16 protein-coding genes, 1 tRNA gene and 1 pseudogene are annotated in these 21,632 nt (G+C 68.3%); 6 read left to right on the top strand and 12 right to left on the bottom strand.

What is annotated here, in order from left to right; all coding sequences use genetic code 11:
* Positions 1-99: 99 nt before the first annotated feature.
* From rho to argS, 6 genes are all read right to left on the bottom strand, one after another.
* Positions 100-2,211, bottom strand: coding sequence for a transcription termination factor Rho (gene rho, locus AC1DGE_RS06960; RefSeq protein WP_476917160.1), 2,112 nt, complete (start codon positions 2,209-2,211; stop codon positions 100-102).
* A gap of 309 nt (positions 2,212-2,520) precedes the next feature.
* Positions 2,521-3,507, bottom strand: a complete 987-nt coding sequence (thrB, locus tag AC1DGE_RS06955) for a homoserine kinase (protein ID WP_476917159.1) — start codon at positions 3,505-3,507, stop codon at positions 2,521-2,523.
* A 2-nt stretch (positions 3,508-3,509) separates the two neighbouring features.
* Entirely contained in the window at positions 3,510-4,616 is a 1,107-nt protein-coding gene (gene thrC, locus AC1DGE_RS06950) for a threonine synthase (RefSeq protein ID WP_441417344.1), read from the bottom strand.
* A complete protein-coding gene (locus AC1DGE_RS06945; RefSeq protein ID WP_476908578.1) occupies positions 4,617-5,933 on the bottom strand; it encodes a homoserine dehydrogenase in 1,317 nt (438 codons plus the stop codon).
* Complete coding sequence (gene lysA, locus AC1DGE_RS06940; protein ID WP_476893301.1) at positions 5,934-7,400, bottom strand: diaminopimelate decarboxylase; 1,467 nt, start codon at positions 7,398-7,400, stop codon at positions 5,934-5,936. It abuts the gene before it with no gap.
* A 5-nt stretch (positions 7,401-7,405) separates the two neighbouring features.
* Positions 7,406-9,070 carry an arginine--tRNA ligase gene (gene argS / locus AC1DGE_RS06935; RefSeq protein ID WP_476893300.1) on the bottom strand — a complete coding sequence of 555 codons (1,665 nt, stop codon included), beginning with the start codon at positions 9,068-9,070 and terminating at the stop codon, positions 7,406-7,408.
* A gap of 170 nt (positions 9,071-9,240) precedes the next feature.
* On the opposite strand from argS, the gene AC1DGE_RS06930 reads away from it, so the two are divergent.
* A tRNA-Arg gene (locus AC1DGE_RS06930) sits at positions 9,241-9,313 on the top strand.
* A 58-nt stretch (positions 9,314-9,371) separates the two neighbouring features.
* On the opposite strand, the gene AC1DGE_RS06925 is transcribed toward AC1DGE_RS06930, so the two are convergent.
* A complete protein-coding gene (locus tag AC1DGE_RS06925; protein WP_476893299.1) occupies positions 9,372-9,977 on the bottom strand; it encodes a cysteine hydrolase family protein in 606 nt (201 codons plus the stop codon).
* A gap of 111 nt (positions 9,978-10,088) precedes the next feature.
* Positions 10,089-11,066, bottom strand: coding sequence for a cation diffusion facilitator family transporter (locus AC1DGE_RS06920; RefSeq protein WP_441417339.1), 978 nt, complete (start codon positions 11,064-11,066; stop codon positions 10,089-10,091).
* Positions 11,067-11,204: 138 nt separating this feature from the next.
* Between AC1DGE_RS06920 and AC1DGE_RS06915 the strand changes: the two genes are divergently transcribed.
* Complete coding sequence (locus AC1DGE_RS06915) at positions 11,205-12,251, top strand: M4 family metallopeptidase (RefSeq protein WP_441417338.1); 1,047 nt, start codon at positions 11,205-11,207, stop codon at positions 12,249-12,251.
* Between the two features lie 39 nt (positions 12,252-12,290).
* A complete protein-coding gene (locus tag AC1DGE_RS06910; RefSeq protein WP_441417337.1) occupies positions 12,291-12,644 on the top strand; it encodes a protealysin inhibitor emfourin in 354 nt (117 codons plus the stop codon).
* On the opposite strand, the gene AC1DGE_RS06905 is transcribed toward AC1DGE_RS06910, so the two are convergent.
* Positions 12,641-13,606 (bottom strand): GlxA family transcriptional regulator, encoded by a 966-nt coding sequence (locus tag AC1DGE_RS06905; RefSeq protein ID WP_441417336.1) that lies wholly within the window; start codon positions 13,604-13,606, stop codon positions 12,641-12,643. The genes AC1DGE_RS06910 and AC1DGE_RS06905 overlap by 4 nt on opposite strands.
* Positions 13,607-13,687: 81 nt before the next feature.
* Here AC1DGE_RS06905 and AC1DGE_RS06900 point away from each other — a divergent pair, with 81 nt between their 5' ends.
* Positions 13,688-13,855 carry a hypothetical protein gene (locus AC1DGE_RS06900; RefSeq protein ID WP_175322851.1) on the top strand — a complete coding sequence of 56 codons (168 nt, stop codon included), beginning with the start codon at positions 13,688-13,690 and terminating at the stop codon, positions 13,853-13,855.
* A gap of 88 nt (positions 13,856-13,943) precedes the next feature.
* Positions 13,944-17,948, top strand: a complete 4,005-nt coding sequence (hrpA, locus tag AC1DGE_RS06895) for an ATP-dependent RNA helicase HrpA (protein ID WP_476917158.1) — start codon at positions 13,944-13,946, stop codon at positions 17,946-17,948.
* A 40-nt stretch (positions 17,949-17,988) separates the two neighbouring features.
* Here the strand turns inward: hrpA and AC1DGE_RS06890 are convergent, their stop codons facing one another.
* From AC1DGE_RS06890 to AC1DGE_RS06880, 3 genes are all read right to left on the bottom strand, one after another.
* Positions 17,989-18,417 (bottom strand): HIT family protein, encoded by a 429-nt coding sequence (locus AC1DGE_RS06890; protein WP_441417334.1) that lies wholly within the window; start codon positions 18,415-18,417, stop codon positions 17,989-17,991.
* On the bottom strand, positions 18,414-19,574 hold the full coding sequence (locus AC1DGE_RS06885; protein ID WP_476917157.1) for an NAD(P)-dependent alcohol dehydrogenase: 1,161 nt from the start codon (positions 19,572-19,574) through the stop codon (positions 18,414-18,416). The genes AC1DGE_RS06890 and AC1DGE_RS06885 overlap by 4 nt, the downstream gene beginning before the upstream one ends.
* 70 nt (positions 19,575-19,644) lie before the next feature.
* Positions 19,645-19,977: a hypothetical protein gene (locus AC1DGE_RS06880; RefSeq protein ID WP_476893296.1), complete on the bottom strand. Its 333-nt coding sequence runs from the start codon at positions 19,975-19,977 to the stop codon at positions 19,645-19,647.
* 189 nt (positions 19,978-20,166) lie between these two features.
* Between AC1DGE_RS06880 and AC1DGE_RS06875 the strand changes: the two are divergent.
* Positions 20,167-21,631 (top strand): annotated as a pseudogene (locus AC1DGE_RS06875) (HNH endonuclease).
* The last annotated feature ends 1 nt before the right edge of the window (position 21,632 follow it).

The raw sequence follows: 21,632 nt of genomic DNA, 5'->3' as shown, positions 1-21,632 counted from the left end.
GGGCGATCGTAGATCGAACGCCACCCGGCGGAGGGGCGGGGGCGGAAAATCCGTGCGGCGTTAGCGCGCGGGACCGCCAGAATCTAGCGGTTAATGCAGCTACTTGTCGTTATCGGACTTCGCACCAAGCGTCGTCTTCTGCACCTGCATGAGGAACTCGACGTTGCTCTGGGTCTCCCGGATCTTGTTGGTCAGCAGCTCAAGGCTCTGCTGCGTTTCGAGTCCGGAGAGGACACGGCGCAGCTTCCACATGATCTTGACTTCCTCGGGGGACAGCAGGTTCTCTTCGCGGCGGGTACCGGACGCGTTGACGTCCACGGCCGGGAAGATGCGCTTGTCCGCGAGCTGGCGGGACAGGCGCAGTTCCATGTTGCCCGTGCCCTTGAACTCTTCGAAGATGACCTCGTCCATCTTGGACCCGGTCTCGACGAGCGCGGTGGCCAGGATGGTGAGCGAGCCGCCGTTTTCGATGTTGCGGGCTGCACCGAAGAAACGCTTCGGCGGGTACAGCGCGGCGGAGTCGACACCGCCGGACAGGATGCGGCCGGAGGCGGGCGCGGCCAGGTTGTAGGCGCGGCCCAGTCGGGTCATCGAGTCCAGCAGGACCACAACGTCCATGCCCATTTCCACGAGGCGCTTGGCACGCTCGATGGAAAGTTCGGCCACGGTCGTGTGGTCATCGGCGGGGCGGTCGAAGGTGGAGGCAATGACCTCACCCTTGACCGTGCGCTGCATGTCGGTGACTTCTTCGGGGCGTTCGTCAACGAGCACCATCATGAGGTGGACCTCAGGATTGTTGGTGGTGATGGCGTTGGCGATGGACTGCAGGATGAGCGTCTTGCCGGCCTTCGGCGGCGAGACGATCAGGCCACGCTGGCCCTTGCCGATCGGGGCGACCAGGTCGATGACGCGGGGGCCGATCTTCTTGGGGTCCGTCTCGAGGCGCAGGCGCTCGGAGGGGTACAGCGGGACGAGCTTGGCGAATTCGACGCGGTCCTTGAGTTCCTCGGGGGTCTTGCCGTTGACCGAGGTGACGCGGACCAGCGCGTTGAACTTCTGGCGGGCCGACTGCTGGTTGCTGCGGTCTTCGCCTTCACGCGGGGCGCGGATGGCGCCGACGACGGCGTCGCCCTTGTGCAGGTTGTACTTCTTGACCTGGGCGAGCGAGACGTAGACGTCGTTCGGACCCGGCAAGTAGCCGGAGGTGCGGATGAACGCGTAGTTCTCCAGCACGTCCAGGATGCCGGCGACGGGCAGCAGGACGTCGTCCTCGGTGACCTCGACGTCGTCGACGTCGGGTCCCTGGGAACGGCCGCGGCGGCGTTCGTTGCGGTCGCGGAAACGGTCGTTGCGCGGGTTGTTGTCGCGGTTGTCCTGGCCGCCGGAGCGGTCGTTGCGATCGTTGCGGTCACGACGGTTACGGCGGTTGCGGCGGCTGCCGCCGTCGGAATCGTCGTTGTCGCGGGTGTTGTCGCGGGTGTTTTCGCGGGTGCCGGACGTGTTGTCGCGGGTGTTGTCCTCACGGTTGCCACGGCCGCGGGTGTTGTCGCGGCGCTGGCCGTCGTCGCTGCCCTGTTCGGCCTGGCGTTCCTGGCGCTGTTCGACCGAGGCCTGCTCGGCCGGGGCTTCCACGGCTGCTGCCGGCTGGGCTTCGCCCTGGCCGGTGGCCTGGGCTGCTGCCTCGCCGCGGCGGCGGTTGCGGGTCCGCGGCTGGCGGGTGCGGTCGCTGCCTTCAGTGCCCTGCTCTGCCGGGGCGGACGGTGCCTGCGCCGGGGCAGCGGCGGACTGCGCCTCTACCGCGGCGGCGGGTGCCTCAGCAGCAGGGGTGGTGATGACGCCGTCGCTGCCTGCGCGGCGGCTGCGGCCCCGGGTCCGGGCCCGCGGGTTTTCCTGGGCCGGAGCCTCGGCTCCGTCAGTTGCGGGAGCCACGGCCGGGGCCGAGGCGTGGGCAACAGAGCCATTGTCGCTCGCCTTTTCGGCGGCGCGTTCGGGTGCCTTGCTGACCGGGGTACCGGCACGGTGGGCGGAAATGGCGGTCACCAGATCACCCTTGCGCATCCGGGAGCCGCCGGAGATCCCCAGCTGGCTGGCCAGGGCCTGGAGCTGGGCGAGCTTCAGGCCGGCGAGGCCGCTGCTCTTGGCGGGTGCTGCCGTTGCGGCAGCAGAAGATGATGTTTCCACAGCTGAAGACAGCTCAGTGGTTTCGGTCACGAAGGATCCTTCCCCCTCGACGGCGTCCAGGCTAGGAGCTGGACGCGGTGATTTGATCTGGGCTGCAGTTCAGATCTGCAGCCGGGATTTCGGCCTTGCCGGTTGGATTTCGGCCGGCAGGGCCGGTTACTGCTACACCAAGACACGCCCCGAAATTGAGGAACGGCCGGCTGACACTTCAGGGGTACAGAGGAATTCTGCAGCTTCCTGCGTCAGACCGAAAGCAGGTGGCACCGGAAAATATTGCGCAGTGAAAGATGAGAGAGGGCAACTTGGCCAACATCGCGGTCTTATAAAAAGCTTGCGTGATTACCGCCGGTGCACTTCCACTTTAGCACCCTCAGTGTCTACAGCCAGCTTCATCACACGCCAGGCGACCTCCGGCGTGTTGTCCGCGGTGAAAGCTCCGATGAACTCGACGACGTCGGCCGCTTCCTCTTCCCCCGCGGCCAGGACCAGCACGGTGGGTCCCGCGCCGGAGACGACGGCGGCATGGCCGGCGCGCCGCAGCGCAGCGATCAGCTCCGCGCTGGGCCGCATGGCCTGCGCCCGGTAGCTCTGGTGCAGGTAGTCCTCGGTGCCGGGCAGCAGGAATTCAGGCTTCTGCGTCAGCGCGTGGATCAGGAGGGCGGCGCGGCCCGAGTTCATCGCGGCGGCGTGGTGCCCCACGGAGGCCGGAAGCAACGCCCGGGCGGCCTCGGTGGAGAGCTCGAAGTCCGGCACCGCGACGACCGGGACAATGCCGGCGTCGACCGTCGCGCAGGTGCTGCTGTACTGGTCACTGTCCTGCCAGGACAGCGCCAGTCCGCCGAAAATGGCGGGTGCGACGTTGTCCGGATGGCCCTCCAGCCGGCTGGTGAATTGCAGGATCCAATCCTTGCCGCGCCGCGATGCCGCCGGGATGAGGGCGTTCGCGGCGCTGGCGGCGGCAACCACGGCGGCGGCCGAGGATCCGAGGCCGCGGCCGTGCGGGTTGACGTTGTCCGCGGTGATCCGCAACCCCTCGTGGCGGAAGCCCAGCAGGTGCAGCGCTTCCGTGAGGGCCTTGGCCACCAGATGGCTCGCATCGCGGGGCAGGGTATCCGCGCCCTCGCCGCTGAGCTCGAATTCAAGCTCGCCGCTCTCGAGGGTCTCCACCGTCAGCGTGTCGTGCAGCGACAGGGCCAGGCCCAGGCTGTCGTAGCCCGGGCCGAGATTGGCGCTGGTGGCCGGGACCCGGACGGTGACTACTTGCCCGGCCGGAACCGCCGGAATGTCGGCGGGAGATTCGGCCGGGACAGTGAGGGTGGTTTCCAAGGCTATTTTTCTTCCAGTCCCAGTTCGGCGGCCACCGTAACGACGTCGTTGGCGACCTTGACCGGCTGCACGTCGCTGCCGTCCTCGGTGCGCAAGGCCCACTGCGGGTCCTTGAGGCCGTGGCCGGTGACCGTGATGACGATGGTCTTGCCCTCCGGAACCTCGCCCGCGGCGTGCTTCTTGATCAGGCCGGCGACGCCGGCGGCGGAGCCGGGTTCGACGAACACGCCCTCGCGGGCGGAGAGCCAGCGGTGCGCGGAGAGGATTTCCTCGTCGGTGACGGCCTCGATCACACCGCCGGATTCGTCCCGGGCGGCGACGGCGGTGTCCCAGGACGCGGGGTTGCCGATCCGGATGGCGGTGGCGATGGTGTCCGGCTCCGTGATGGGGTGGCCGGCGACGAATGGGGCGGCACCGGCGGCCTGGAAGCCCCACATCACCGGCGTCTTCGTGGCGACTGCGGTTAGGGTGCCGGCGGTGGCGGAGTCGTAGGGCGCTGCGTACTCCTTGTAGCCCTTCCAGTAGGCGCTGATGTTGCCGGCGTTGCCGACCGGGAGCACGTGGATGTCCGGGGCGTCGCCGAGCGCGTCGACGACCTCGAAGGCGCCGGTCTTCTGGCCCTCGATCCGGGCCGGGTTGACCGAGTTGACCAGGAACACGGGGTAGGACTCCCCCAGCTTGCGGGCGATGTCCAGGCAGTCGTCAAAGTTGCCGTCCACCTGCAGCAGGGTGGCGCCGTGCGCGATCGCCTGGCTGAGCTTGCCCATCGAGATCTTGCCCTCGGGCACCAGCACGGCGCACTGCAGTCCGGCCGACGTCGCGTAGGCCGCGGCCGAGGCGGAGGTGTTGCCGGTGGAGGCGCAGACTACGGCCTTGGCACCGGAGGCGACCGCCGCCGTCATGGCCATGGTCATCCCGCGGTCCTTGAAGGATCCGGTCGGGTTCATGCCCTCGACCTTGAGGTAGACGGTGCAGCCGGTGAGCTCGGAGAGCTTCTGCGCGTGCACCAGCGGGGTGCCGCCCTCACCCAGGGTGATGACCTTGGTGGCCTCGGTGACGGGCAGGCGTTCGGCGTATTCGCGGATGACTCCGCGCCATTGGTGAGCCACTTAGACCCCTTCTACCCGCAGTACGGATGTGACGGAATTGATGACGTCCAGGCCCTTGACGGCCTCGACGGTTGCTGCCAGTGCGGCTTCGCTCGCACGGTGCGTGACGATCCGCAGCTCCGCCGACTCCGATTTGGAGGCCGAGTCGCGGTGGATGGTCTGACGCATGATTTCGATGGACACGCCGTGTTCGGCGAAGAGCTGCGCGATCCGGGCCAGGACACCGGGCTGGTCCGCCACGTCGAGGCCGATGTAGTAGCTGGTGATGGCCGCGTCGATCGGCAGCGCGGGGACGTGGCCGGTGGTGGTTTCGGTGCGTCCCGGACCGCCCAGGACGATCCGGCGGGCCGCCGAGACGAGGTCTCCCAGCACGGCCGACGCCGTCGGGGTGCCGCCGGCGCCCTGGCCGTAGAACATCAGCTCGCCGGCGTTCTCCGCCTCGATGAAGACGGCGTTGAACGCGCCGTGCACGGCCGCCAGCGGGTGCTCGCGCGGCAGCAGCGTGGGGTGGACCCGGACGGACACGCCCTCCTTGCCCTCGGGATCGGTGAGCTTCTCTGCGATCGCCAGCAGCTTGATCACGAAGCCGGCGTCCTTGGCCGCGGCGATGTCCGCGGCCGTGACGGAGCTGATGCCCTCGCAGTAGACGTCCTCGAGCGCGAACCGCGTGTGGAAGGAGAGCGAGGCGAGGATCGCGGCCTTCGAGGCGGCGTCAAGGCCCTCGACGTCGGCGGTGGGGTCCGCTTCGGCGTACCCCAGCCGCTGGGCCTCGGCGAGGGCGTCGGCGAACTGCGCGCCCGTGGTGTCCATCTGGTCCAGAATGAAGTTGGTGGTGCCGTTGACGATGCCCAGCACCCGGGTGATCCGGTCGCCGGAGAGGCTGTCCCGGATCGGGCGCAGGATCGGGATGGCCCCGGCGACGGCGGCCTCGTAGGAGAGCTGAACGCCGGCCTTGTCCGCCTCCTCGTAGAGGGTCGGGCCATCCTGGGCGAGCAGGGCCTTGTTGCCGGTCACGACGGACGCGCCGTGCCGGATCGCGGTAAGGATCAGGCTCCGTGCCGGCTCGATCCCGCCCATCAGTTCGATTACCAGGTCGGCGTCCTTGACCAGCGCGTCGGCGTCGGTGGTGAAGAGCTGGTGGGGCAGTTCGACGTCGCGCCGGGCGTCGAGGTTGCGCACGGCGATGCCGCTCAGTTCGAGGCGGGCCCCGGTGCGGGACGCCAGCGTGTCGGCGTCGTCAATGAGAATCCGCGCAACCTGGGCCCCGACGTTGCCACAGCCCAGCAGGGCCACTTTCAGGGTTCGCAATTCCGTCATTCAGACTCCCATGTCGCGGTTCAGCAGATCTTGTTCGGTTTCGCCGCGGACAATGAGCCGGACTGATCCATCGCGTACCGCGACAACGCCCGGCCGGGCCAGATAGTTGTAGTTGCTTGACAGGGCCCAGCAGTAGGCGCCGGTCCCCGGTACAGCGAGCAGATCACCGGCTGCCACGTCCTCGGGCAGATATACATCTCTAACAACTATGTCGCCGCTCTCGCAATGTTTGCCCACCACTCGGGACAGCTGCGGGGCCGCGTCGGAGCTGCGGGACGCCAGAACCGCCGAATAATCCGCATCGTAGAGCACCGGGCGGGCGTTGTCGCTCATGCCGCCGTCCACCGACACATAGCGGCGCGGGTACGTAACGTTTTCTGCGCCGTTTTCCGGCGCATCCACCCGGACGGTCTTCAGGGTGCCCACCTCGTAGAGCGTGAAGGTGCTGGTGCCCACGATCGCCCGTCCGGGCTCGATCGAGATCCGCGGTGCGGCGATGCCGAGCTCGGCCACCTTGGCGCGGACGACGGCGGCCATCGCCCGGGCGATTTCCGCCGGCGGACGAGGCGTGTCCACCGGGGTGTAGGCAATGCCGTAGCCGCCGCCCAGGTCCAGCTCCGGCAGCACGATCGAATACTTGGACTGCATCGCGGCGAGGAAGTCGAGCAGCTTTTCCGCGGCCAGGGCGAAGCCGTCTGGTTCGAAGATCTGCGAGCCGATGTGGCAGTGCAGGCCCAGCAGTTCGATGCTGTCGTGCCCGGCGGCGGCCGCAACTGCTTCCTCCGCGGCGGACAGCCCGGCCTGGTCGGTCGAGTCCCCGGCCATCGAGAGGCCGAACTTCTGGTCTTCATGCGCGGTGGCGATGAATTCGTGGGTGTGCGCGTGCACGCCCGGCGTCAGCCGCAGCATGACTTTCGCCGTTTCGCCGCGGTTCGCCGCGATCGCCGCGACCCGTTCCAGTTCGGCGAGGCTGTCGATGACGATCCGGCCCAGCTTCATGTCGAGGGCGCGGTGGATCTCGCCGTCGGACTTGTTGTTGCCGTGCAGCGCGACGGCGGCGCCGGGGATGCCGGCGCGGGCCGCCACGGCGAGCTCACCGCCGGAGGCGGTGTCCAGCCGGAGCCCTTCCTCCTCGACCCAGCGGACGACGGCGGTGCACAGGAACGACTTGCCGGCATAGTAGACGTCCACTCCCCCGCAGATGTCCGCGAAGGCCTCGTTGAAGGCATCCTGGAAAGCCCGGGCGCGGGCCCGGAAGTCAGTCTCGCTCATCACGAACAGCGGCGTGCCGAACTGCCGCTGGAGTTCGCTTACGGTGACGCCGTCAATGGCCAGTTCGCCACCCTCGTTGCGCTCAACACCGGCGGCCCACATCGGCTTGTGCAAGGCGTTGAGGTTCTCCGGGACGGCCAGCCAGTCCGGGGCCAGCGGGGAAGCTGAAACGCTGTTGTTCTGGTTCGCGGTCATGGCGTTCACATCCGTTCCGGCGCCGAGACGCCCAGCAGTTCCAGTCCGTTGGCGAGCACCTGGCTGGTGGCATCGTTGAGCCACAGCCGGGTGCGGTTCAAATCGGTGATGGCTTCCTCGCCCAGCGGCGCGATACGGCAGGCGTCGTACCAGCGGTGGTAGGCCCCGGCGATGACTTCGAGGTGGCGGGCGACGCGGTGCGGTTCGCGCAGCTCGGCCGCCTTGGCCACGATCGAGGGGTAGGTGCCGAGGTGCGAGAGCAGCTCGTTTTCCGTCGCATGGTCCAGCAGGGACGCGTCGAAGGCGTCTTCGCCCTCCACCCGGCGCTCGACACCGGCGGCTACGGCGTTGCGCGCGGCGCCACGGGAGCGGGCGTGGGCGTACTGGACGTAGAAGACCGGGTTCTCGTTGCTGTGCTTCTTGAGCAGTTCCGGGTCCAGGGTCAGCGGAGAATCGGCCGGGAAGCGCGCCAGGGAGTATCGGACGGCGTCCTTGCCCAGCCAGGAGATCAGGTCCTTGAGCTCGATGATGTTGCCGGCCCGCTTGGACAGCTTGGCGCCGTTGACGGAGACGAGCTGGCCGATCAGCACCTCGATGTTGACCTCGGGATCGTCGCCGGCCGCGGCCGCGATCGCCTTGAGCCGGTTGATGTAGCCGTGGTGGTCAGCGCCGAGCAGGTAGATCTTCTCGGTGAAGCCGCGGTCCTTCTTGGACAGGTAGTACGCCGCGTCGGCGGCGAAGTACGTCGGTTCGCCGTTCGCGCGGATCATCACCCGGTCCTTGTCGTCGCCGAAGTCCGTAGTGCGCAGCCAGACCGCGCCGCCGTCGTCGTAGACGTGGCCTTGTTCCCGCAGGCGGGCGACGGCGTCCGCGATGGCGCCGGCGTCGTGCAGCTCCTGCTCGGAGAAGAAGACGTCGAACTCGACGCCGAACTCCGCGAGGGTCTGCTGGATGTCGTGCAGCTGCGCCTTGTAGGCGGCGCCGCGGATCACCGGCAGCGCGGCGACGTCGGTGAGTTCGCGGATGTCCGGGTGCTGCGTCAGGACCTCGTGGCCGAGGTCGGCGATGTACTCGCCCGGGTAGCCGCCCTCCGGAACGCCGCGCCCGTGCAGCCGGGACAGCACCGAGTGCGCGAAAACGTCCATCTGCGAGCCGGCGTCGTTGATGTAGTACTCCGCGGTGACATCCGCTCCGGAGGCCCGCAGGACGCGGGCGATCGAGTCGCCCAGGGCGGCCCAGCGGGTGTGGCCGATGTGCAGCGGGCCGGTGGGGTTGGCCGAGACGAACTCCATGTTGACCGTGCGGCCCGCGAGCGCCGTATTCGTGCCGTACGCGGGGCCCGCCTCGACAATGGCCTTGGCGAGGGCACCGGCGGCGGCGGCGGCGACGGTGATGTTCAGGAACCCCGGTCCGGCGATGTCGACGGCGGAGACTCCCTCGATCGACGCCAGCCGGGCGCTCAGCAGCCCGGCGAGCTGGCGCGGGTTGGTGCCGGCCGGCTTTGCCAGCTGAAGGGCGATGTTGGTGGCCCAGTCGCCGTGGTCCCTGTTCTTGGGCCGCTCCACGCGCACCGAGTCCGGAATGTCGGCGGCGGCAAGGGCGATTTCACCGGCGGTGACGGCGTCCTTCAGGCAGGCGGATATGGCGAGGGAGAGTTCTTCTGGGGTCACAGTTCCAGCCTACCGGTGGCCCGCGGTCCCGCGGAATTTTGCGGCCGTCATCTTGGCCTGCCGCGTTCCCGGGCAGGTTGCCGGCTTTCCCGGCCCGGCGATTTTCCATTGGAGCCCACCTTCCTGCTAAGCTCTAGGACGTCCCGCCGGTAACGGCAGGATCCCTGATTGCCCTCGTAGCTCAGGGGATAGAGCGTCTGCCTCCGGAGCAGAAGGTCGTTGGTTCGATTCCAATCGAGGGCACAGACAAAACCCCGCCGTTTCAGCGAAACGGCGGGGTTTTTGCGTTCATCGGCAAAGCTCAGGACAGCCCGCTGGAAAATTCCTCGGCCGTCATCGGGGTGGAGAACATCGGGTAGTCGTATGCGATCGCGTTGTCGTGTTCCTCAACGGATGTTGCAGCGACGCAGTCGCTCAGCGTCACGACCTGGTACCCGTTCTCGTAGCCGCTGCGCATGGTTGATTCGACGCAGCAGTTAGTCAGGAAGCCGCCCAGGGCGATGGTGGTGATGCCCTTGCTGCGCAGGATGAAGTCCAGGTTGGTGCTGGCAAAGGTGTCCAGGCCCCGCTTGCCTTCAATCACGATGTCGCCCTCTGCCGGCGCCAACTCGTCGATGATGGCCGCGCCCCAGGTTCCCTTCACGAAGACGCCGCCGTCCACGACCCCCTTGAGGATCCCGTACGGATGCTTGCCGAGTTCGTTATAGCCCTCGGCAAACGTGATGGGAGCATGCATGACCGTGACGCCGGCCGAGCGGGCTGCCCCTACAGCCCGGGCCGTGTTGGCGAGCATGTCCGTCCTTTCCATGACCGGCCGGACGGCGTCATGCAGGCCGCCGCCGTCGGAGGTGAAGTCGTTCTGGTACTCGATGAGCACAAGGGCGGTGGTGTTCGGATCAAACTTCAAGGCATCCTCCTGATCGGCGGTGGAACGCCGGCGGCGCTGCCGGCGGTCGAGGTCACAGTATCCGCCGGCCCCGCGCAGGACAAGGGCAGTTGGTCCGGCTTTAGCCGCGGGTCAGGCGCCGGCTCGGCTTTGTCCGGCGTCGAAGTCCAGGGCGGCTTCGTCCGGAGTGGACAAGGTGAGCACGGCTTCCTCCACCGTTTCGTGGTCCTCCAGTTCGCGCTCTATCCGGCGCAGCGCCACCGCCACTTCGTGTTCCGGGTGGTCGCCCTGCAGGTCCACGGCCGCGACCAGGTAGAGCCGGCGCGGGCCGACAAATTCCAGGTGCAGGTACGTGAGCCGGGCGATGTCCCGGTGCTCCAGCACCCGGCGGGCCATGGACTGTTCGATGTCCGGGGTAACGCCCTGGCCCACCAGGAAACGACGGTTGCGGTCGATCAGCACGACGGCGACGACGGCCAGCAGCACACCGACGATGATCGAACCGATCGCGTCCGGCAGCGGCGAGCCCGTGACCTGGTGCAAGAACACGCCGGCAAAGGCCACGACCAGGCCGACGAGTGCTGCGGCGTCCTCGGCGAAGACGGCCCGCAGGGTGGGATCGGAGCTGATCAGGACCTGCTCGAGGGTGTGCCGTTCCAGTTCGTGCGCCGCCTTCCGGGTCTGCCGGAACGCCTGGATGAAGGAGATTCCCTCGAAGACGAAAGCGACGGCCAGGACCACGTAGGCCACTGCGAAGTCGGCTGCCGGCTCCGGCGCAATGATCTGCTGGATGCCGTGCATGATGGACACCACGGCACCCGCAGTGAACAGCCCGAACGCCGCAAACATCGACCAGACGTAGGCTTCCCGTCCGTAACCCATGGGGTGGCTCTTGTCCCGCGGCCTGGCCGAGCGCCGTTCCGCGAAGAACAGGAACACCTGGTTTCCGGTATCCGCCCAGGAGTGGGCCGCCTCGGCGGTCATGGAGGCCGATCCGGTGAGTACGGCGGCTACCGACTTCGCCGCAGCCACAAGGATATTGGCCACGAAGGCGATGATGACCGTCAGCAGGGTCGAGCCGGGTTTCTTTTTCTTCTCCGTTTGCGCCATTGGCCTACCGTATCCAACGGGCAGCCGGACGCGGACCATCCAGCGGACCCCGGAGGGGAAGATCGCCGCGTCCGGCCCTGCCAAATGTCGGTGGCCCCTCGTAGGCTGTTCGCATCGGCAGAAGCAAAGGGGTCTCACATGTACTGCTCCATCATCCCTCCCTACATGTTGCGTCGGCTGGCAGCGCAGCATCATGAACCACGGCTGCTGATCGCAGCCCGTGCCGCCAAAGAAGCCCTGCAGCACGTCAAGAGCTTCCAGGCATCCCGCGCGGCGCCGGTGCCCGCGGCACCCCCGGGACTGCGGCAGCTCACGCCCGGGCCGCCGCAGCGGACCGTATACGACGCGAAAGCCTCGGAGAACCTGCCCGGTGTTCTGGTGCGCAAGGAAGGCGAACCCGTCACCGGCGACCCGGCGGCGGACGAGGCATATGACGGCCTGGGCCACACGCACCGGCTCTACGCCGAGGCATTCGGCCGCAACTCGATTGACGGCAACGGCCTGCCGCTGGATGCCACGGTGCACTTCGGCCAGCGCTACGACAACGCGTTCTGGGACGGCAAGCAGATGGTCTTCGGCGACGGCGACGGCCAGGTCTTCAACCGCTTCACGGCCTCCCTGAGCGTAATCGGCCACGAGCTGGCGCACGGCGTCACCCAGTACACCGCCGGGCTCGCCTACCGGAACCAGGCGGGAGCCCTCAACGAATCGCTCTCGGACGTCTTCGGCGCCCTCGTGGAGCAGTACGTGAAGCAGCAGTCCGCAACCGAGGCGAGCTGGCTGATCGGCGAAGGCCTCTTCACCGACCAGGTGCAGGGAACGGCGCTGCGCTCCATGAAGGCCCCGGGCACCGCCTACGACGACGATGTGCTGGGCAAGGATCCGCAACCGGACTCGATGGACTCCTATGTCCACACCAGCGCGGACAACGGCGGAGTGCACCTGAACTCGGGCATCCCCAACCGGGCCTTCTACCTGGTCGCGACGGCCCTGGGCGGTAATGCGTGGGAGACTCCCGGACGCATCTGGTACGACACCCTGACCGGAGGCTCCCTGCCCGCGGCCGCGACCTTCGGGGCTTTCGCGAAGGCCACCGCGGCATCCGCGAAGGAGCTGTACGGTGCCGAGTCGGCGGAGCATGACGCCGTCCGGCGGGCATGGGAAACTGTCAAAGTGAGGCTGTAACCAGCGCCTGCCTAAGGATCACCCAGTGGAGTCAAGCCAGTGAAGATAACCGTCCAGCGCAGCGGTGGCGTTGCCGGGATGGAGCGCGTCTGGAGCGTGCAGGCGGTGACGCCGGATGACCGGGACCAGTGGCAGCCCTTGATCGAGGCCTGCCCCTGGGACGACCTGCCCGGCCCGGCAGCAGCCGAGTCCGGCGGAATTCCCCAGCCGGACCGCTTCGTCTACCGGATCCGGGCCGGCCAGCGCCGCGCCACCCTGCCGGAGCGGGACCTCGTCGGACCCTGGCGGACCCTGGTGGACAGCATGCGCGCCGCCGCGGAGTCGCTGGCTCAGCCGGAACCGGCGTCGGGCGGTGCCGAGACCCGGGACCGCCCGGACGGGCAGCCCGGTTAGACCGCCGCCAGGTGCCCGCGGAACGTCCGCCGGTAGGACTGCGGGCTGGTGTCCAGCACCTTGGCGAAGTGGTGCCGCAGCAGCACCGAGTGGCCGAACCCGGCCTCCCGGGCGATCTCGTCGATGTTCAGATCCGTGGTCTCGAGCAGCTCCTGCGCCCGCAGCACCCGCTGCGAATTCAGCCAAGCCGCGGGGGTCGCACCGGTCTCGGCCCGGAACCGCCGCGCAAAGGTCCGCGGCGACATGTGCACGCGGGCGGCCAGCTCGTTGACGGAGTGCTCCTCGTCCAGGTTCCGGACCATCCACCGCAGCAACTCCTCCATCGGCTGCGAGCCGCACCTGGGCATGGGCCGGTCGATGAACTGGGCCTGGCCGCCGTCGCGGTGGGGCGGAACCACCATGTCCCGGGCGATACTCGCGGCCACGTTGGCGCCCAGCTCCACCCGGACCAGGTGCAGGCTGGCATCGATGCCGGCGGCCGTGCCGGCGCTCGTGATGATCCGCCCGTCCTCTACATAGAGCACGTTTTCATCAACCAGCGCGGCTGGGTAACGGCTGGCGAGCTCCTGCGAGTAGTGCCAGTGCGTGGTGCAGCGGCGCCCGTCCAGCAGCCCTGCCCGGGCCAGGGCGAAGGCGCCGGAGCAGATCGACATGACCCAGGCTCCCCGCGCGTGCGCCGCCCGCAGCGCCTCCAGCACGGACTCGGGGACATCGGAGTCCTTGCCGAACGGGGTCATGATGACCAGGTCCGCGTCCGCGGCGGCCTCCAGCCCGAGCGGCACGTGCATCGACAGGCCTGACTTCATGGGAACGTCGCCGGGCTCCGGAGTGCAGACCCGGAAGTCGAAGGCCGGCACGCCGGTGCCGCGGTCCGATCTGTCGACGCCGAACACCTCGAATGCGGTGCCGAACTCGAAGACCGAGAAGTTGGGAACCACGATCATCGCCACTGAATTGATCATGTCTCCAGTGTGGCAGAAATTATAGCCTTTTGGGCATTTCTGCCACTTTTTTTGCATCCCCCACCGGAGAACCATGGAGGTATGGAACTCATCGGAATCGCCCTCATCGTCCTGATCCTCGCCGCCGTCGCAGCCACCCTCCGGGCTCTCCGCAAAGACGGTCTGGGCCACAACCCGCCCGTCCGTTCGGAAGAGTACTGGATGGCCCACGACCTCCCCAGCACCAGCTACACGCTGCGGTTCTTCTAGCCCGCTCCCCCGCCAACCGCTGCCCGGCCCCGCCCAGGGACCGGGCAAACCTATGTCCGGCTGCTGGGCCAGTAGACTGTTTTCAGCCATGACACTGCATATTTCCTACCCCGCCGAGCTGCCGGTCTCCGAGCGCCGCGAGGACCTGATGGCCGCCATCGCCGCAAACCAGGTGACCATCATCGCCGGCGAGACCGGTTCCGGTAAGACCACCCAGATCCCCAAGATGTGCCTCGAGCTTGGCCTGGGCGAAAACGGCCTGATCGGCCACACCCAGCCGCGCCGGCTCGCCGCCCGCACGGTCGCGGAGCGCATCGCCGAGGAACTCGGCGTCGAGATCGGCCAGGAAGTCGGCTTCCAGGTCCGTTTCACCGGCGAGGTCAGCCGCTCCACCAAGGTGAAGCTGATGACCGACGGCATCCTGCTGGCCGAGATCCAGCGCGACAAACTGCTGCGCAAGTACAACGCGATCATCATCGACGAGGCGCATGAACGCAGCCTCAACATCGACTTCATCCTCGGCTACCTCAAGCGGATCCTCCCCCAGCGCCCGGACCTGAAGATCATCATCACCTCGGCCACCATCGATCCGGAGCGCTTCGCCAAGCACTTCGGCAGCGAGGAGGAGCCCTCCCCCATCATCGAGGTGTCCGGCCGCACCTTCCCGGTGGAAATCCGCTACCGGCCGCTCTCCCAGCCCGCCGGCGGCCCCGGCGCAGCTGGCGATGATGCGGACAATTCCTCCGACGACGAGCTCGAAGAGGACCGCGACCCGCTGGACGCGGTGTGCGACGCCGTCGACGAACTCGCCCTCGAGGCCCCGGGCGACATCCTGATCTTCTTCTCCGGGGAACGCGAAATCCGCGACGCCGCCGAGGCGCTCAACGCGCGCATCCAGGCGAACCGGCGGCTGGCCGGCACCGAGGTCCTTCCCCTCTTCGCCCGGTTGAGCCTGCAGGAGCAGCACAAGGTGTTCCACCCCGGCAGCAAGCGCCGGATCGTGCTGGCCACCAACGTTGCCGAAACCTCGCTCACAGTGCCCGGCATCAAGTACGTCATCGACACCGGCACCGCACGCATCTCGCGCTACTCGCACCGCACCAAGGTCCAGCGCCTGCCGATCGAGCGGGTCTCGCAGGCCTCTGCCAACCAGCGCTCCGGCCGCTGCGGCCGTGTCTCCGACGGCATCGCCATCCGGCTGTACTCGGAGGAGGACTTCGAATCCCGGCCGCTGTTCACCGACCCGGAGATCCTGCGCACCAACCTTGCCGCCGTCATCCTGCAGATGACGGCCATGGGTGTGGCCCGCGGGCCGAAGGATGTGGAGAACTTCCCGTTTGTGGAGCCGCCGGACTCCCGAGCCATCAACGACGGCGTCACCCTGCTCCGCGAGCTCGGCGCCCTGAGCGCCGCACGGCAGCCGGAAGCAGCGGACGACGCCGGGACCCGGGCCGGTCGCCGGCCCGCCGGCGGCCGCGGCGGCGGTCTCACCGCCGTCGGGCAGCAGCTTGCCCAGCTGCCGGTGGACCCACGGCTGGGGCGGATGATCGTCGAGTCCGGCAAGCGCGGCTGCGTCCGCGAGGTCATGATCCTGGCCGCGGCGCTGACCATCCAGGATCCGCGCGAGCGCCCAACGGACAAGCAGCAGCTTGCCGCGGAGAAGCACGCGCGGTTCCGGGACGAAAACTCGGACTTCACCGGCTTCCTGAACCTCTGGAACTACCTCCAGGAGAAGCAGCAGGAACTCTCTTCGACCGCGTTCCGCCGGCTGTGCCGCAACGAGTTCATCAACTATTTGCGCGTCCGCGAATGGCAGGATCTTTTCGCCCAGCTGCGCCAGCTCGCCCGGCCGCTGGGCATCAGCCTGGACAACAAGCGGCTTACCGACCCGGTGGGCAACCACGAGGGCATCCACATCAGCCTGCTGTCCGGGCTGCTGAGCCACATCGGCATCCTCGACGAACGCAAGCGCGAGTACGCGGGCGCCCGCGGCAGCCGCTTTGCGATCTTCCCCGGCTCGGCGCTGTTCAAGAAGTCCCCCACGTTTGTGATGGCCGCCGAGCTGGTCGAAACCAGCAGGCTCTGGGCGCGGGTGGCCGCAAAGTTCGATCCGCTCTGGGCCGAACAGGTGGCGCCGGACCTGGTGAAGCGCAGCTACAGCGAACCGCACTGGTCCAAGAAGATGGGCTCGGTGATGGCGCACGAGAAAGTCACCCTCTATGGTGTGCCGATCATCCCCAACCGGCGGGTCAACTACGGGCGGGTGGATCCGGAGCTCTCCCGCGAGCTGTTCATCCGCCACGCCCTGGTGGAGGGCGACTGGCAGACGCACCACAAGTTCTTCCACCGCAACCGTGCCCTGCTCCAGGAAGTCGAAGAGCTCGAGGCACGGATGCGGCGCCGCGACATCCTGGTCGACGACGAGACCCTGTTCGAGTTCTACGACGCGCGGATCGGTAAGGGCGTGGTTTCCGAGCGCCATTTCGACAAGTGGTGGAAGGAAGCCCGCCAGCAGGACCCCACGCTGCTGGACTTCGACCAGTCGCTGCTGATCAGCGAGGACGCCGACGCGCTCGACGATTCGGCGTACCCGAAGACCTGGCTGCACAAGGGCTTCGAACTGCCGCTGAGCTACGAGTTCCATCCGGTGGCGCCCGGCTCCCCGCCGAACCCGTCCGACGGCGTCACCGCCGAGGTCCCCGTATTGTTCCTGAACCAGCTGGACGACGCCGCGTTCCGCTGGCTGATTCCCGGCCAGCGGGTGGAACTGGTTACGGCCCTGATCAAGTCCCTGCCCAAGCAGGTGCGGAAGAACTTCGTTCCCGCACCGGACGTCGCCCGCCAGGCCGTGGCGGCGCTAGAGGCCGATTTCGATCCCGCGGCGGATGAGCTGGAGCCCTCACTCGAACTCGTACTGCGCCGGCTCCGCGGCCAGGTCATCCCGCCGGGGTCGTGGAACTGGGACGCCGTCCCGGCGCACCTGCGGGTCAGCTTCCGCGTGGTCGACTCCCGCGGCAAGGTCCTCGACGAGGGCAAAGACCTCGCGGTGCTCCAGGAAAAGCTGGCACCGGCCACCCGGCGCGCGATCGCCGAGTCCCTCGGGGCCACGCCGGCCACGACGGCGCCCAAGGCGACAACGGCAGGCACCGCCGGCGGGGCGAACGGCAAATCCTCCGGGGCTCCCGCCGCACAGGCGCCGCTCGCCCCGGCTCCGGCCGGCTTCACCGAGCTGTCAGGCCTGAAGGATTGGACCTTCGGCACCGTGCAGCGCCAGGTCCAGGGCACCGTGAAGGGCCACACCGTCACCGGCTACCCCGCACTGGTCGACGAGGGCGCCTCCGTGGCCCTGCGGCTCTTCCAGACCTCCGGCGAGCAGGAACAGGCCATGCGCGGCGGGATCATCCGGCTGCTCGCCCTGAAAGTCCCGCCGCCGGACCGCTATGTCCTGGAGCACCTGAACAACACCGAGAAGCTGACGTTCAGCCAAAACCCGCACGGCTCCGTTTCGGCCCTGATCGCGGATTGCGCCCTGGCCGCGATCGACAAGCTCACCCCGGCCGCGCTGCCGTGGGATGAGGCGGCGTTCAAGGCGTTGTATGAGCAGGTCCGGGCGGAACTGATCGACACGGTCTTCACGGTGACCGCCGTCGTCGAGCGGATCCTCGCCAGCACACGGCGCATCGAGAAGCAGCTCAAGGGAACCACCAGCCTGGCCCTGATCAGCGCCCTCAACGACGTCAAGGCCCAGTTGGAGCAGCTTGTCTTCCCCGGTTTTGTGGCACGCACGGGCTACGCCCAGCTGAGCCAGCTGCCCCGCTACCTCGCGGCCATCGAGAAGCGCCTCGAAAAGCTTCCCGGGAACGTCCAGCGCGACGCGCAGCACATGGCGGTCATCCAGGCCCTCGAGGACGACTACGACGACGCCGTCTCCGCGTTGCTGCCCGGCCGGCGGATCGGCACGGAGTTAACCCAGGTCCGCTGGATGATCGAGGAACTGCGGGTGAGCCTTTTCGCCGTCGAACTCGGCACCGCCTATTCGGTGTCCGAAAAGCGGATCCGGACAGTGCTGAACAAAGCGCTGGCGCCGGCGTAGAGCCCCTGGGGAGTGCTGCGCCGGCGCCAGTTCCTGGAAGTTAGGCCTCCGGGACGTGCTCCGCGTGGCCGGCCTTCCGCAGGCCCTCGCGCAGCGTCTCCGCGTTGGCGTCCAGCCGGGCCGGGTCCGGGTGCTGGTCGACCGAACCGAAATCAAAGTCCGCCATCGAGTTGGACGGCCAGACGTGCACGTGCAGGTGGTTGATTTCGTAGCCGGCCACGATCAGGCCCGCCCGGGCGGCGTCGAACACGTCCACCTGGACCGCACCGATCTTGCGGGCAACTTCCATGACGCGGCCCAGCACCTCCGGTGAGGCGTCCGTCCAGCGGTCCACCTCTTCAGTGGGAACCACGAGCGTGTGCCCGTCGGCCAGCGGGCCCACGGTCAGGAATGCGACAACGTCGGGCTCGCGCCAGACGAAGCGGCCCGGGATCTCGCCGTTGATGATCTTGGTGAACAGGGTGCTCATACGTCAGCCTTTTCCGCCGGGGACCCCAGGGTGCTGGTGTCCAGAACAAATCGGTACTTTACGTCGCCGGCCACCATGCGGTCATAGGCCTCGTTCAGCTGGTCCGCACGGACCACCTCGACGTCGGACACCACGCCGTGCTCGGCGCAGAAATCCAGCATCTCCTGGGTCTCGGCGATCCCACCGATCAGCGAGCCGGCATAGGCGATCCGGCGCCGGATCAGCGCACCGGGGTTGACCGGCGGCATAGCTTCCGAGGGCAGGCCCAGCTGGAAGAGCGCCCCGTCCACGCGAAGGGTGCGGAAGTACGGGTTGAGGTCGTGCGGCGCGGCGACGGTGTCGATGATGACGTCGATGCTGCGGTCCGCTGACTCCATGGCCTCCAGGTCCGTGGACAGGACGACGTGGTCGGCACCCAGCTCGCGGGCCGCCGTGAACTTCTGCTCCGACGTCGTGAAAACCGTCACCTCCGCGCCCATGGCCTTGGCGATCTTGACCGCCATGTGGCCGAGGCCGCCGAGCCCGACAACGCCGACGACGTCGCCCTCCTCCACCTCGAAGTGGTTCAGTGGGGAGTAGGTGGTGATGCCGGCGCAGAGCAGGGGCGCCGCGGCGGCCGGATCCATGCCCTTCGGGACCCGCAGGACATAGTTGCGGTCCACGACGATCGCGGTGGAGTAGCCGCCCTGGGTGATGGCGTTGCCGTTGCGGGCATCCTTGGCGCCGTAGGTTCCGGTCATGCCGTTTTCACAGTACTGTTCGAGGCCGTCGAGGCAGCTGTCGCATTCGCGGCAGGAATCGACCATGCAACCGACGCCCACGCGCTCACCAACGGTGAAATCGTCGACGGCGGAGCCCACCCGGGTGACCCGGCCGACGATTTCGTGTCCCGGAATCAGGGGGTAGGTCTGGGTTCCCCATTCGCCGCGGGTGGCGTGCACGTCCGAGTGGCAGAGGCCGCAGAACTCGATGGCGATCTCGACGTCGTCCTCCTTGGGGGCGCGCCGGGCCACGGTCAGCGGAACGAGTCCGCTGTCGCTGGCCGTGGCGCCGTAGGCGGCGGCGAGCGTGGGACGGTCGGTGCCGGCGTCGCTGGCATCGTTGAGGTCGGGAAGCGGTTTGGCGAGGGGCGGCGGTACGGGGCGTCCTGGAGTCATGGTCCGACGCTACCCCCGGGAGTGGATGCGGTGCCACTTTGGGGGTGGAGCGGGACCTGCTGGGGCGCGGCTATTCCGCGTGGAAGTCGATCGTTTTCGTGGTGGTGTTGCCGTCTCCCGGCGTCCCAAAGACGCGCGTCATGCGCGGCACGGTCTCCAGGCCGCCGTGGCGTGGCACGGCATGCTCAGACCACTTCACGAAGACTTCGATAGGGCGCCCGGCTGCCTCCGCTTCGGCCCAGTCAATGGCTGACAGGACGTTTGGAGCATCGCGGACATCCCAGTCGTCGACCATCCACGAGTAGCCTTCGACCGCCGGCCGGGTCCAAATGCGCACCCGGTACTCCGCGGGTCGGTCGTATTCGCCGATGGCCGCGTCCGGGCCGATTGGTTGAATGTCCATCGGCAGATCCTATGCCTGCGGGGGTAAGTCGGCTGGTTCTGGCTTTCAGCACCGGGTTCCGCCGACGGGCCTGACTTCCTTTCGGCGCCGGGGCGGAGGACTGGTTCATGACCCTTCTGGCCCGGCGGCCCTGCCCTGGGCTTTGCTGCGGCCGCCTTAATTGTCATAGCTGCGCGATAGCGTGTTTTTATGGACGGCAAGCAAGGGCCCGACGTGGCTCCGACGGACAGCGTAACGGTCGCGGACCTTGCGCGGATCCTGGCCGGGATCCCCGCCCCGGCCAGCGCCGCGGCCCTCATCGACGAAACACGCGAGCTGGAGGACCTGAAGTCAGCCCTGGCCGCCCGGCAGGCCCGGGACGCCGTCGCCTTCGACCTGTCCCAGCGCCGCGAACAATCCCTGGCCGGCGTTCCCGCCGACCAACTCGGCACCGGCGTCGGCGCGCAGCTCGCCCTCGCCCGCCGCGAATCCCCCGCCAAAGGCGGGAGACTCCTCGGCCTGGCCAAAGCCCTCGTCACCGAAATGCCGCACACCCTCGCCGCCCTGGAAACCGGCCAGCTCAACGAATGGCGCGCCACCCTGCTGGCCCGCGAAACCGCCGTCCTGTCCCCCGCCGACCGGGCCGCCGTCGACGAGGAACTCGCCCCCGACGCCGGGACCTTCACCGGCGCGGGCGACCGCGCCATCATCGCCGCGGCCAGGGCCGCCGCGTACCGGCGGGACCCGCGCTCCATCACCCAGCGCCGGCCACGCCGAAACCGAACGCCACGTCAGCCTCCGCCCGGCCCCCGACACCATGTGCTACCTCACCGCTCTGCTGCCCGTCGGCCAAGGCGTGGCCGTGCACGCCGCCCTCACCCGGCACGCAGACGCTGCCCGCGCCGCCGGGGATCCCCGTTCCCGGGGCCAGCTGATGGCCGACGCCCTGGTCGAACGCACCACCGGGAAAGCCGGCGGGATCAGCGGCATCGACATCCAGCTCATCATGACCGACCGCACCCTCTTCCAGGCCGACAGCGAACCCGCCCGCCTCCCCGGCTACGGCATCGTCCCCGCCGGGTGGGCCCGACGTCTACTCAAAGACTTCGGTGGCGCAGCCGCGGGCGGCTCTAGCGACGAACGCGCCTTCGCCCTCTGGCTCCGCAGGCTCTACACCGCGCCGACCACCGGCGAACTCGTGGCCATGGACTCCCGCGCGAGGCTCTTCCCGCCCGGGCTGCGCCGCTTAATCCAGGCCCGGGACGACACCTGCCGGACCCCCTACTGCGACGCCCCCATCCGACACCTGGACCACATCATCCCCTGGCACACCGGCGGCGCCACCACAGCAGCCAACGGCGCCGGGCTCTGCGAGGCCTGCAACCACACCAAAGAAACCCCCGGCTGGAACGCACAACCCCGCCCCGGACCCCGGCACACCCTCCAACTCACCACACCCACCGGCCACAGCTACCACTCCACCGCCCCGCCGCTGCCGGGAACCGGCGTCCCCTGCCGGCCGCAACCGCGCTCCGGAGAGGACAGAGAAACCAACGACCCTCCAAAGCCTCCGCTCCAGAACAGAAAGCTCAGGCACCGGGCCAAACTGGGGCGCCGGGCGAAGGTCATGGTGGGCGCGCGCCCGGCAGCGCAGCCGGCGGAGTCAGCCGCCTAGC

This window comes from Arthrobacter sp. 05N425, assembly GCF_056397125.1.
This window is presented reverse-complemented; position numbering and strand designations above follow the sequence as displayed.

Bases quoted from the DNA above. Each gene is read 5' to 3' on its own strand.
- AC1DGE_RS06945 (WP_476908578.1), bottom strand. From the start codon at position 5,933: ATGACGGAATTGCGAACCCTGAAAGTGGCCCTGCTGGGCTGTGGCAAC.
- AC1DGE_RS06885 (WP_476917157.1), bottom strand. From the start codon at position 19,574: ATGACTCCAGGACGCCCCGTACCGCCGCCCCTCGCCAAACCGCTTCCC.
- hrpA (WP_476917158.1), top strand. From the start codon at position 13,944: ATGACACTGCATATTTCCTACCCCGCCGAGCTGCCGGTCTCCGAGCGC.
- AC1DGE_RS06890 (WP_441417334.1), bottom strand. From the start codon at position 18,417: ATGAGCACCCTGTTCACCAAGATCATCAACGGCGAGATCCCGGGCCGC.
- AC1DGE_RS06920 (WP_441417339.1), bottom strand. From the start codon at position 11,066: ATGGCGCAAACGGAGAAGAAAAAGAAACCCGGCTCGACCCTGCTGACG.
- AC1DGE_RS06880 (WP_476893296.1), bottom strand. From the start codon at position 19,977: ATGGACATTCAACCAATCGGCCCGGACGCGGCCATCGGCGAATACGAC.
- lysA (WP_476893301.1), bottom strand. From the start codon at position 7,400: ATGACCGCGAACCAGAACAACAGCGTTTCAGCTTCCCCGCTGGCCCCG.
- AC1DGE_RS06900 (WP_175322851.1), top strand. From the start codon at position 13,688: ATGGAACTCATCGGAATCGCCCTCATCGTCCTGATCCTCGCCGCCGTC.
- AC1DGE_RS06905 (WP_441417336.1), bottom strand. From the start codon at position 13,606: ATGATCAATTCAGTGGCGATGATCGTGGTTCCCAACTTCTCGGTCTTC.
- AC1DGE_RS06915 (WP_441417338.1), top strand. From the start codon at position 11,205: ATGTACTGCTCCATCATCCCTCCCTACATGTTGCGTCGGCTGGCAGCG.